Annotated in this window: 12 protein-coding genes; 2 read left to right on the top strand and 10 right to left on the bottom strand. The window is 62.8% G+C overall.

Going from position 1 to position 12,198, the window contains the following annotated elements; all coding sequences use genetic code 11:
- Positions 1–5: 5 nt before the first annotated feature.
- The 10 genes from rpe to A3AC_RS0102745 all read right to left on the bottom strand — a co-directional run bounded on the left by rpe (position 6) and on the right by A3AC_RS0102745 (position 11,102).
- Positions 6–719 carry a ribulose-phosphate 3-epimerase gene (gene rpe / locus A3AC_RS0102790; RefSeq protein ID WP_025597086.1) on the bottom strand — a complete coding sequence of 238 codons (714 nt, stop codon included), beginning with the start codon at positions 717–719 and terminating at the stop codon, positions 6–8.
- 16 nt (positions 720–735) lie between these two features.
- Positions 736–1,773: a class II fructose-bisphosphate aldolase gene (gene fba / locus A3AC_RS0102785; protein ID WP_025597085.1), complete on the bottom strand. Its 1,038-nt coding sequence runs from the start codon at positions 1,771–1,773 to the stop codon at positions 736–738.
- A gap of 40 nt (positions 1,774–1,813) precedes the next feature.
- Positions 1,814–3,874: a transketolase gene (gene tkt / locus A3AC_RS0102780; protein ID WP_025597083.1), complete on the bottom strand. Its 2,061-nt coding sequence runs from the start codon at positions 3,872–3,874 to the stop codon at positions 1,814–1,816.
- Positions 3,875–3,927: 53 nt separating this feature from the next.
- Entirely contained in the window at positions 3,928–4,800 is an 873-nt protein-coding gene (locus tag A3AC_RS0102775; RefSeq protein ID WP_025597081.1) for a phosphoribulokinase, read from the bottom strand.
- Positions 4,801–4,872: 72 nt separating this feature from the next.
- A complete protein-coding gene (locus A3AC_RS0102770; protein WP_025597079.1) occupies positions 4,873–5,988 on the bottom strand; it encodes a class 1 fructose-bisphosphatase in 1,116 nt (371 codons plus the stop codon).
- A 25-nt stretch (positions 5,989–6,013) separates the two neighbouring features.
- On the bottom strand, positions 6,014–7,015 hold the full coding sequence (cbbX, locus tag A3AC_RS0102765) for a CbbX protein (RefSeq protein ID WP_025597077.1): 1,002 nt from the start codon (positions 7,013–7,015) through the stop codon (positions 6,014–6,016).
- 3 nt (positions 7,016–7,018) lie between these two features.
- Positions 7,019–7,447 carry a ribulose bisphosphate carboxylase small subunit gene (locus tag A3AC_RS0102760; protein WP_025597075.1) on the bottom strand — a complete coding sequence of 143 codons (429 nt, stop codon included), beginning with the start codon at positions 7,445–7,447 and terminating at the stop codon, positions 7,019–7,021.
- A gap of 181 nt (positions 7,448–7,628) precedes the next feature.
- On the bottom strand, positions 7,629–9,128 hold the full coding sequence (locus A3AC_RS0102755; protein ID WP_025597073.1) for a ribulose-bisphosphate carboxylase large subunit: 1,500 nt from the start codon (positions 9,126–9,128) through the stop codon (positions 7,629–7,631).
- 193 nt (positions 9,129–9,321) lie between these two features.
- Positions 9,322–9,942, bottom strand: coding sequence for a hypothetical protein (locus A3AC_RS0102750; protein ID WP_084515383.1), 621 nt, complete (start codon positions 9,940–9,942; stop codon positions 9,322–9,324).
- 2 nt (positions 9,943–9,944) lie between these two features.
- Positions 9,945–11,102: a DUF2515 family protein gene (locus A3AC_RS0102745; RefSeq protein WP_232231881.1), complete on the bottom strand. Its 1,158-nt coding sequence runs from the start codon at positions 11,100–11,102 to the stop codon at positions 9,945–9,947.
- A gap of 276 nt (positions 11,103–11,378) precedes the next feature.
- Here A3AC_RS0102745 and pqqA point away from each other — a divergent pair, with 276 nt between their 5' ends.
- Together pqqA and A3AC_RS0102735 are read left to right on the top strand one after the other, a co-directional pair.
- On the top strand, positions 11,379–11,453 hold the full coding sequence (pqqA, locus tag A3AC_RS31150) for a pyrroloquinoline quinone precursor peptide PqqA (RefSeq protein WP_013342881.1): 75 nt from the start codon (positions 11,379–11,381) through the stop codon (positions 11,451–11,453).
- 99 nt (positions 11,454–11,552) lie between these two features.
- On the top strand, positions 11,553–12,137 hold the full coding sequence (locus A3AC_RS0102735) for a DUF447 domain-containing protein (protein WP_025597067.1): 585 nt from the start codon (positions 11,553–11,555) through the stop codon (positions 12,135–12,137).
- Positions 12,138–12,198 lie beyond the last annotated feature (61 nt).

The raw sequence follows: 12,198 nt of genomic DNA, 5'->3' as shown, positions 1-12,198 counted from the left end.
CCTCTTTAGCGCGCGTCGGCCAAAGCTCCCTCGCCGCACTCGTTGACCCGCGCGAGTTCATCGCGCATTTCGCCGATTGCCTGCGCATAGTCAGTCGCGCCGAACACCGCCGAACCCGCCACGAACACATCCGCGCCCGCCGCAGCGATCTTTGCGATGTTCGACGCCTTCACGCCGCCGTCCACTTCGATCAGCAGCGCACGGCCTGTGCGCTGCATCGTGGCGTCGACGCGTTCGCGCAGCGCGCTCAGCTTCGCCAGCGTCTCGGGTATGAAAGCCTGGCCGCCGAAGCCTGGATTCACCGACATCAGCAGCACCACGTCGAGCCGCTCGATCACATGATCGAGCACTGCAAGCGGCGTGGCCGGATTGAGCGCGAGGCCGACGCGCGCGCCCTGCGTCCTGATCAGTTCGATGGTGCGGTGCACGTGCAGCGATGCCTCCGGATGAAAGCTGATTGTGTTCGCGCCCGCCTCGGCAAAGGCGATGACAAGCGGATCGACGGGCATGGTCATCAAGTGCACGTCGATGGGCACGCGCGTATGCGGCCGGATTGCGGAGCAGACGAGCGGCCCGACCGTCAGATTCGGCACGTAGTGGTTGTCCATCACGTCCAGATGAATCCAGTCCGCGCCGGCCGCCGTGACGTCGCGAATCTCGTCCGCGAGGCGCGCAAAATCCGCCGACAGCAGCGAAGGAGCAATCAGAAAGTCACGCATAGGTCTCTCCTTGCGCTCAGTGATAGCGGCGCGCCATCGCCTCGAGCGGCAACGGCTTGATGCGCGGCGCCTGCCCCGCGCAGCCGAAAGCCTCGAAGCGCTCGACACAAACGCTGCGCGCGGCCGCCGTGGCCGCCTTCAACGCGGCCCGCGGATCGAATTCGGCGCGCGCGTTCCCCATCGACTTGCGCATCGCACCGCTCATCGCGAGCCGGATGTCGGTGTCGATATTGACCTTGCGCACACCATGAGCGATGCCGCGCTGGATTTCCTCCACCGGCACGCCATAGGTCGTGGGTATCTCGCCGCCGTATTCGCGGATCACCGCGAGCCATTCCTGCGGCACCGAAGACGACCCATGCATCACAAGATGCGTGTTCGGAATCCGTTCATGTATCTCGACGATCCGGTCGATCGCGAGAATATCGCCGGTAGGCTGGCGGCTGAACTTGTACGCACCATGCGATGTGCCAATGGCGATTGCGAGCGCATCGACACCGGTTGCCTCGACGAAAATCCGGGCTTCTTCAGGGTCGGTCAGCAAGTCGTCGCGCGCGAGCTGACCTTGCGCGCCGACGCCGTCCTCCTCGCCGGCCGCGCCTGTTTCGAGCGAACCCAGACAACCCAATTCGCCTTCCACAGAAACGCCAACCGCGTGCGCCGCCTCAACCACCCGGCGGCTCACGTCGACGTTGTAGTCGTATGTGGCGGGCGTTTTCTGATCGGGCAGCAAGGAGCCGTCCATCATGACCGACGTGAAGCCGGAGCGAATCGCCTGCTGACACACCGCCGGGCTCGCGCCGTGGTCCTGATGCAGCACGAGCGGAATGTCCGGATGCGCCTCGAGCGCGGCCAGCACGAGATGGCGCAGATAAGGCTCGCCCGCATACTTGCGCGCCCCCGCCGACGCCTGCAGGATCACTGGGCTCGCGGTTTCCTCCGCGGCCTGCATGATCGCGTGAATCTGCTCCATGTTGTTCACGTTGAACGCGGGCACGCCGTAGCCGTGTTCGGCAGCGTGATCCAAAAGTTGACGCAGTGCGATGAAGGACATTGCAAACTCCTCAAAGACGAATCGGATTCTGTTGTGCCGCTCATGCGACGCGCCGCGCGACGCGGCGCGCTTCGTCCGCCACGGCCTGCGCGGTCAGCGCGAAATGTTCGAACAGCGCAGCGGCGGGCGCGGACTCGCCAAACGTGTCGATACCCACGACGCCGCCTTCCAGCCCCACGTACTGCCGCCAGAACGCGCGCACGCCGGCCTCTACGGCAACGCGCGGGACGCCTGGCGGCAGCACCGCCGCGCGCCATGTGTCCGGCTGCCGGTCGAATACGCTCGTCGACGGCATGGAGACGACGCGTGCGGCGATGCCCGCGTCGGCGAGCAGCGCAAGCGCTTCGAGTGCGATCGATATTTCGGATCCCGTAGCAATCAGTACGACGCGGTGGCGCGCGTCTGAACTGCCTGGCGCGGAAGGATCGGGCCAATCGCGCAGCACATAGCCGCCTCGCTCTATCGCGTCGATCTGCGCGCCGTCGCGCGTGACGAACGGCAGGCTCTGGCGGCTCAGCAACAGGCACGACGGCCCATCGCGTTCTATTGCGCTCGCCCATGCGCGGGCCGTTTCCACGGTATCGCAGGGGCGCCAGACGTCGAGCCCGGGAATCAGCCTCAGGCTCGCCGCATGCTCCACCGATTGATGCGTCGGCCCGTCTTCACCAAGCCCTATCGAATCGTGCGTGAACACGAAGATCGAGCGCGTCTTCATCAACGCGGCCATGCGCAGCGCGTTGCGCGAGTAGTCGGAAAACGTGAGGAACGTGCCGCCGAAGGCAATATGCCCGCGATGCAGCGCAATGCCGTTGATCATCGCGCTCATGCCGAACTCGCGCACGCCGTAGTGCAGATAGTTGCCGCCTTGCAGGCCCGTGTCATCGGCGTACACGTCGATTGCGGCCTGCCAGTCGGTGAGATTCGAGCCGGTCAGATCCGCAGAGCCGCCGAGCAATTCCGGCAGCGCGCGAGCGAGCACAGCGATGGTCTGCTGCGAGGCCTTGCGCGTGGCGATGGATTGCGCCGCGTTGTCGGCGTCGCGCAGCATGGCGTGAACCGTATCGCGCCAATGGGCAGGCAGCGTGCCGCGCGTCCTGCGTTCAAATTCGGCGGCTTCATGCGGATAATGCTGACGATAAGCTTCGAAGCGGCGTCTCCAGTCCGCTTCGGCCGCTGCGCCGCGCGCACTCGCATCCCACTGCGAGCGGACGTCTTCGGGAACGACGAACGGCGGGTGCGGCCAGCCGAGCGCGCGCCGGGTATTCGCGACCTCGTCGGCACCGAGCGGCGCACCGTGCACATCGTGCGTGCCGGCTTTGCCAGGCGAGCCTTTGCCGATCACCGTGCGGCAGCAGATCAGCGTGGGCCGGCCCGCGCCGCGCGCGTCCTGAAGCGCGCGGTCGACCGCGTCGGCATTGTGGCCGTCCACGTCGCGCACCACGTGCCAGCCATATGCGGTAAAACGCGCCGGCGTGTCGTCGTTGAACCATTGCGCGACATGACCGTCGATGGAAATGCCGTTGTCGTCGTAAAGCACTGTGAGCTTGTCGAGATTGAGCGTGCCAGCGAGCGATGCGGCCTCGTGCGAGATGCCTTCCATCAGACAGCCGTCGCCGGCGAACACATACGTGCGGTGATCGACAATCATATGGCCGGGACGATTGAACTCGCGCGCGAGCAGTGCCTCCGCGAGCGCCATGCCGACCGCGTTGGCGAGCCCCTGGCCCAGCGGACCGGTGGTCGTCTCGACGCCTGGCGTCACGCCGACCTCGGGATGCCCCGGCGTTTTGCTGTGCAGTTGACGAAAGCGCTTCAACTCGTCGATCGGCAGATCGTAGCCGGTGAGATGCAGCAGGCCGTACAACAGCATCGAGCCGTGTCCGTTCGACAGAACAAAACGGTCGCGGTCGGGCCATGCCGGATTGCGCGGATTGTGCTTGAGATGCCGGCCCCATAGGGCGACGGCGATCTCGGCCATGCCGAGCGGCATGCCGGGGTGGCCCGACTTCGCCGCTTCGACCGCGTCGATGGCGAGCATGCGCAGCGCGTCGGCCATCAGGCGGATTTGAGGTTTTTCAGGCGACTGTGCGACGGCGCTCATCGAATCTCTCCTTCAAAAACGAAAAGCAGTTGTCTCGCGTGAAGCCGTCAAGCTCACACTCGCGAGCGCCGGTCGATCAGTTGCAGAATCATCGGCGTGAAGATCAGTTGCATCGCGAGGCCCATCTTGCCGCCCGGCACCACAATCACATTGGGGCGCGACATGAAGGAGTCGTGCAGCATGGTCAGCAGATACTGGAAATCGATGCCTTTGGGCCGTGCGAAGCGGATCACGACAAAGCTCTCGTCCGGCTGCGGAATCTCGCGCGCAATGAACGGATTCGACGTATCCACGGTCGGTACGCGCTGGAAGTTCACATGCGTGCGGGAAAATTGCGGACAGATGTAGTTCACGTAATCGGGCATGCGCCGCAGGATCGTGTCGACCACTGCCTCGTGCGAGTAGCCGCGCATGGTCTGATCGCGATGCAGTTTCTGGATCCATTCGAGATTGATGATCGGCACGACGCCTATCAGCAGATCCGCATGCCGCGCAATGTCGATGCGCTCGGTCACGGCCGCGCCGTGCAGTCCTTCGTAGAACATCAGGTCGGTGCCGGGCTGCACGTCTTCCCACGGCGTGAAGGTGCCGGCGTCCTGTTTGTAGAGACGGGTTTCCGTTTCGTCGTGCACGTAGTGGCGAAACTTGCCGGTGCCGCACTCTCCATAGCTTGCGAACAGCGCCTCCAGTTCTTCCAGCAGATTCGCTTGCGGCCCGAAGTGGCTGAAGTTCGGCACGCCGTCGCGCTCGTGCTGCTTCATGGCCTCGCGCATACCGTTACGGTCGTAGCGATGAAATGCGTCGCCTTCGACAATCTGCGCGTTGATCTTTTCGCGCCTGAAAATATGGGTAAAACTCTTCATCACAGTCGTGGTGCCGGCGCCGCTGGAACCGGTCACCGCGATAATCGGGTGTTTGACTGACATGCGCTTGTCTCCGGATAGTGGTGTTGTGTTCGGCCGGGTTGTCAACCGCTAACGCGAACCCGGGTCGCGCAATCAGGCCGTAAAACCCGGCAGGAAAAGCGAGCGTCGGCCAAAGAGCGGCGACGTAAAAGGCTGATCCTCGCCACGGTCGTATTCGCCGTGATAGCGGCCGATGCGCTCCACTTCGTTGCGCGAGCCGAGAATCACCGGCACGCGGCCATGCAGCGCAGGGGGCACGACGTCGAGAATGCGCTCGCGGCCCGTAATCGAAAGGCCGCCCGCCTGCTCGACCAGAAAGCTCATTGGGTTCGCTTCATACAGAAGCCGCAGGCGCCCTTCCATACCCGGCGTTCTGGAGTCGCGCGGATACATGAACACGCCGCCGCGCATCAGGATGCGATGCACCTCCGCGACCATCGAGGCGATCCAGCGCATGTTGAAGTCCTCGGCACGGCAGCCGGTTCGTCCGTCCTTGCACTCCTGCACGTAGCGGCGCACCGGCGGCTCCCAGAAGCGCTCGTTCGACGCGTTGATCGCGAACTCCGCCGTATCCGCGGGAATGCGGATATTCGAATGCGTGAGCACGAAATTGCCGATGTCGCGCTCGAGCGTGAAGCCATGCGTGCCGCTGCCTACCGAGAGCACGAGCATGGTCGAAGGACCGTAGATCGCATAACCCGCCGCCACCTGCTCGCGGCCTGGCCTCAGGAAGGAAGACTCGCTGACGGGCTCATGCGTATCGGGGCAAGCTTCGTCCACATTGCGCAGCACCGAGAAGATCGAGCCGACCACGCCGTTGATGTCGATGTTCGACGAACCGTCGAGCGGATCAAACGCAAGCAGATAGTCGCCGCGCGGATAGGCTTGCGGAATCGTGTAGACATGCTCCATTTCCTCGGAGGCCATTGCGGCGAGAAGTCCATCCCACTCGCAGTGCTGCACGAAGATTTCGTTCGTGGCCACGTCGAGTTTCTTCTGCTCCTCGCCATGTGTGTTGATGCTGTGCGCCGAGCCGTAATGGCCGCCGAGCGCGCCCTTGGTGAGCATCGCCGAAATCGACTTGATGGCCGCGGCTACGTCGATCAGGAGCGCGGAGAGGCCCGCGTTCTGCACCCCTCCTGCCGTGCAAGGCTGGCGGTCGAGTGTGTCGATGAGAAACTTCGAAAGGGTCGTGCGTCCGTCTTGCATGGCGATCTCCTGAGGTTGTTCTGTTTCAGCCTGGCGGTGCGGTGGCCGGGCGTTGCGCGTCGGGCGTGTCGGGCGTGTCGGGCGCGCGGGTGTTCGACGCAGCGGTGGACGCAGCGCGTTCGTCAGTTGGTGCAAGCGGCTCGCCAAACACGCGGCTCGCGCGAATATCCGCCGCAGCGATCAGCGTCAGCGCGGCGGCGTCGATGGGCGCGGCGCCCTCCATCGCTCTCGCGAAAAGACGATTGGCCTGGCGCAGCCGCGAGCGGTCGAGCGCATTGCGCACCGAGCGCGCATTGGCAAAATTCGGCTGACGTGTGCGCAACGCGAGGTAGTCCGCGAAAGCGCGCCGCGAGTCGGCGTCGAAGCGGTAATGCATGGTCGCGAGCATGCGCTCGGCGATGTCGAGCAATTCGGCGTCGCCGTAATCGGGAAACGTAATGTGATGCGCGATACGCGAGCGAAAACCGGGATTGCTCTCGAAGAACACTTCCATTCGCGACGCGTATCCGGCGAGAATCACAACAAGATCGTCGCGCTGGTTTTCCATGGTCTGCAGCAGAATTTCTATGGCTTCCTGACCATAATCGCGCTCATTCTCCGGACGGTACAGGTAATACGCTTCGTCGATAAAGAGCACGCCGCCCATCGCACGCTTGAGCACGTCACGCGTTTTCGGCGCGGTATGGCCGATGTACTGGCCGACCAGATCGTCGCGCGTGACGGATACCAGATGATTGCGGCGAATGTAGCCGAGCCGGTACAGCACCTCGGCCATGCGCAATGCAACCGTGGTCTTGCCGGTGCCCGGATTGCCCGAGAAACACATATGCAGCGTCGGCGCACCGCTCGCGAGACCCAGCGATTCGCGCGCGCGCTCGACAAGCAGATGCGCGGCGATCTCGCGAATCCGCGTCTTGACCGGCGCGAGGCCGACGAGATCGCGGTCGAGTTCCGCGAGCACTTCGCCGATGCCCGAGTCGCGATAGAGCGCGGCGAGATCGATGTTCGGCGGCAGCGCGAGGTTCATGGCTCAGCGCTCCGTACCGTAGCGTGCGCCGGAAGGCCGGTCGCTCGCGTAGCCCGCGAGCCCGTAATGTTGCACGCGTGCTGGCCCGTCCTCGCGCGTGAGGCGGAAGCCCGGCTCCTCATCCGGCCGGTTCACGATGAACGACAGCCGCATCGTCTCGAAGCCGCGCACCGAGTCGAACGCGTTGACCTTGATGTAGTGATCGGGACGCGCCGAGCGGCACGCCTTCACTTCCTGGAGCACACCGGCCGCGTCGTGAAGGTCGAACATCGGAAGCCCCCACATTTCCCAATACGTGTTGCGCGGATGCGGGTCGTCCGTGAATTCGACGGAGCAGGCCCAGCCCTGGCTCAACGCATAGCCGATCTGCAAACTGATTTCCTCGTCGGTCAATTCCGGCAGGAAGGAAAAGGTGCCCTGTGTAATACGCATGACGTACCTCGCGATTGATTGACTGCAACGTTCAGCCGGCAGACACGGTCTCACGCGCAGTGCGGCGGCACTGCTGCGAATCCGCATCATGAATGTTTCGATGCGCCGCTTAAGGCGCGTGGGCCGCTTCGGCCGCTTCGGCCACGTAAGCCACTTGAGCCACGCAAGCCACTCGAGCTACTCAAGCCGCCGTCGGCGTGGCGGCGAAATCCGGAGAATCTGTCGACGCGTAGTTGAAGGTCACGTCGCGCCACGTGTCGAGCGCCTGCTTGAGCGGCCCGCACCAGCGCGCCGCGGCTTCGAGAATGTCCGGCCCTTCCTGACGGATGTCGCGCCCTTCGTTACGCGCCTTCACCATCGCTTCGAGGGCGACGCGATTGGCCACGGCGCCCGCCTGAATGCCGCCCGGATGACCGATGGTGCCGCCGCCGAACTGCAGGATCGCGTCGTCGCCGAACAGATCGAGCAGTTGATGCATCTGCCCCGCGTGAATGCCGCCCGAGGCCACCGGCATCACCTTGCGCAAGCCGGCCCACGGCTGGTCGAAGAAAATGCCGCGCGACAGATCGACTTCGTTGCGCGCCTCGCGGCACACGTTGTAAAAGCCCTGCACCGTCAGCGGATCGCCCTCGAGTTTGCCGACCGCCGTACCCGCATGCGCGTGATCGACGCCCGCCATGCGCAGCCACTTCGCGATCACGCGAAACGAAATGCCGTGATTGCGCTGACGCGTGTACGTGCTGTGTCCCGCGCGATGCAGATGGAGAATCATGTCGTTCTTGCGCGCCCAGCGTCCCATCGACTGGATCGCGGTCCAGCCGATCACCAGATCGATCATGACGATGCATGAACCGAGTTCCTTCGCGAATTCGGCGCGCTCATACATGTCCTCCATCGTGCCCGCGGTCACGTTCAGGTAGTGGCCTTTCACCTCGCCGGTTTCGGCCTGCGCACGGTTCACCGCTTCCATCGAGAAGAGAAAACGGTCGCGCCAGTGCATGAAAGCCTGCGAGTTGATGTTCTCGTCGTCCTTCAGGAAATCGAGGCCGCCGCGCAAACCTTCATAGACGACTCGCCCATAGTTCTTCCCCGACAGCCCGAGTTTCGGCTTGACGGTTGCGCCAAGCAGAGGGCGGCCATACTTGTCGAGCCTCTCGCGCTCGACGACGATTCCCGTCGGCGGTCCCTGAAACGTCTTCAGATAAGCAACAGGTATGCGCATGTCTTCGAGGCGCAACGCTTTGAGCGGTTTGAAGCCGAACACATTGCCGATGATCGACGCGGTCAGGTTCGCGACCGAGCCTTCCTCGAACAGATCGAGTTCGTACGCGATGTACGCAAAGTACTGCGGCTCACTCGGGTTGGACGCAGGCACCGGATCGACGCGATAGGCTTTTGCGCGGTACATGTCGCATGCGGTCAGGCGGTCGGTCCACACCACGGTCCACGTCGCCGTCGACGATTCGCCGGCCACCGCAGCGGCCGCTTCCTCGGGCTCGACGCCCGGCTGCGGCGTGATGCGAAAAAGCGCGATCACGTCCGTGTCTTTCGGCGTGTAATCCGGCTGCCAGTAGCCCATCTCGCGGTACTTCATGACGCCCGCGGCATAACGCTCGCGGGGATCGCCCGCATTGCGCGGCTTGTGGAGGGACTCGATCGCCGGTTGACTGAAATCGTTCATGACGTTTCCTCGATGGTGGACAGGCGCGCTGCCGGAAGAACGAAGCGCTTGTGTGCACTGTAGGCAAGGCCGTCATCAACGGGAATTCACGATTTTATTTGGCAGACTTAATCGATCCGTTATCTGTCGCGTATGGTGGAATGCGGTTTTGACACGTGGGCTGAACGCGGCTTCGATGCCCGGTCAATCGGCATCATTCGCCGGGGCGGTCGTTCATCCAGGTTGGAGTCAGATCTAGCGTGACGAGAAAACGCTCCTTGTTCTCCGCCTCAGGCCGGAAGCATCTGATATCCAGTCCAATCTGATAAGCGGCACCACCGTTCCAATACGAAGTCGGATCGTCGCAGTTTCGAATGGACCGACGAAATTCAGCGGTATCAGCCATGGGACGCCAGCGGCTAGCCTGAAATGCCGTCCAGCCCGCGCGCCGCAACTGGTCTTGCAAGTTCATAACGATGGCAAGGGATTCGTCGAGGGGCAACGCCTCCGTCTGGGGCGACAGGATTACGCCCTCAACCTTTCCCTCCTCATCGTATCGGACTGAAAAAAAACGGGACGGTGGCGTCGTGAAGCCGTACTGCGGGTCGCTGAACCGCAATCGTCCGGGACGCGTCAACGCCCCCATCCAGCTTATCCCGGCCTGAACGGGCGGTAACGTCGAACGCGAGTGCTTGCGCACCTGCTCATAGGGCTCGCCGAGCATCAGCATGACCTCGTCGGCAGGATTAGCAAAGCGATATGCGATCCAGCACACCATAGCCGCGAGCAGAACACCGCAAGCCCCGATGAATGATGCAAGGCATCGTTTTCGCATGTTCATTTCATGTGGGCTATCAGGTAGATGGAATTTGCCACGTCGTGCTTTTCCAGTGGCTGGTGAAGCAATTCGTCAAATCGGTCAGCGGCGCGCAAGACAAAGGCCATTCTTTGGGCGGGGTCGGCCAGGTTGGCGAGCGGCAGCTTGCTGAACATCTCGATCTGCGCGTTTGCGCCAGTTACGGTGCATTTATTCGCGAGAGTCAACTGGATCTGCTGTGCAGAGCCGGTCGGAATATTTAATGCCCACGCAAGCTGATTTGCGCGCAACAGATTGACGAACATCGGATCGTTGGACATGGCCGGTTGCAAGATATTGAGTTGCTCGTGACGTGCGAGAGACGCGACGCTTCGCTTGAGATCGCCACGGTCGATTGCAGCGAACCCGTCTTCTATTTCCTTGCGCGGCGTACCGAACGGAACAGACTCGCCAATCGGCCAGCGCACGGAATGTTTGATCAATGGTCTCTCCGGCAGGCAGCGCTTCAAGCGCGCAAGCCCGAACTGCTTGTAGAACATGTGCAACGGCCAGATGTCGAGAAACAAGGCCGTGTTGCCCTTGCCGAGCATCTGGTACACCTTCGCCGCGGCTTCGCCCGACACCTGATCCGGTATCGGCATGCGCGGACTGCCGTAAGGTGACATTCTTTCGAGCGGTGATGCATCCCGCTCCCAGCGCTGGTATGCGTCGCGCTGCCGATTCGACGTTTTGATCATTTCGGCTGCATTGAGCAGGCCACATCCGACCTGCTTTGAGGCGAACGCTGCGAGACCCGCCCATTGAAAGCGGCGGTCGTCCCACCATAGCTGAGCGTAGGCGGCATTGATGCGCCTGTTGCGCGCTATCGGATCAGGGCTGGACGCTATCGCCTCCGCACGCTTTTGCAGATTGAGCCAGCAGTCAATGCAGTCCTGCCTATCGTCTGAGGCCCTGCGCCTTGCGACTTCTTCCTTCTCCTTCCAGTTCGGGTAACAGATGGGACAACGAGCGTTGTCGCAGCCTGGACGTGTCTCAGTCATGGTTGATTTCTTGCGTTTCGCAATCCTTAAAGGAGGACCTGGAAACCTACCTTGAGAGCTAAAGCAAACTGTAAATTTTGATGGCGAGCGACGACCCGTCCCTGAAAAAGGAGCGGCGCGTCCTTTTGAATCCGACATGTAACGACACCCGCACCAGGGTCTTTCATCCCTGGTGGCACACTTTGCTGCATTATCGGAACAGTGCGCCGCACGAAATGCCGTCCCGGCTTCGCGCGGCGCGCGGGCTAGCCCCCTTGCGCTATCCGGCGAAAACCGGAGCGCGGCGGGGCATTGGCCGCACAAGTTGCCGTCGCCGGTCCGGCACGGACCTTGCGTCGCCGATCATGCCCATGAAGTCCGGCACCCTGCCGGGCCGACGGCATGACGCTGTTTCAACCGATGGAGGAAGCACCTATGCAATGGACGACTCCGAGCTACACCGATATGCGTTTTGGTTTCGAAATCACGATGTATATCGCTACGCGTTAAGCCCGCATGGGCCGCGTAATGCGGCCCCTCTGCGGATCGATTGTTAATCGTCAGCAACACGGGCGGCCCGAAGCGCTGCCACGACACGCGTTCCCATCCATGATCCACGAAACGATCGTCACTACCGCAGCGTGCGATGGCCGTCCTCATGTCGCGCCGATGGGAGCCCGTTATGAGGGCGACTTTGTCATCCTGTCGCCCTTTCGTCCGTCCGTTACATTGGACAATATCGTCGCCACGCGTGCGGCGGTTCTGAATTTCACCACCGACGTCCGCGTGTTCGCGGGCTGCGTCACGCATTGCGCAACCGAATGGCCGACGCTCGCCGCGAGCCGCGTCGCGAGCGTGAGACTCGCCGAATCGCTCGCGCATGCGGAGCTGGAACTGCACGAATTGCGCGACGACAACGAGCGCCCAGTGCTGCGAATGAAATGCGTGCACCGCGAAACGCATGCGCCGTTTGCGGGTTTCAACCGCGCGCAGGCAGCGGTCGTGGAAGGCGCGATTCTCGTGAGCCGGCTCTTCATGCTGCCGGCCGACAAGGTCGATCGCGAGATGGCCTATCTGCAGATCGCCATAGACAAAACCGCCGGCGAGGCCGAGCGCACCGCGTGGGGCTGGCTCACGTCGGCTATCGCGCGGCACCGCGAGCGGCTTGCGGCGCCCGGCGGGCGGGCCGCTTGATCCGCTAACCCGCTGAACCCGCTGAACCCGCTGAATCCGCTGAATCCGCTGAATCCGCTGA

This window comes from Burkholderia sp. WSM2230 (assembly GCF_000472445.1).
In the GTDB taxonomy this organism is placed as follows: Bacteria; Pseudomonadota; Gammaproteobacteria; order Burkholderiales; family Burkholderiaceae; genus Paraburkholderia.
This window is presented reverse-complemented; position numbering and strand designations above follow the sequence as displayed.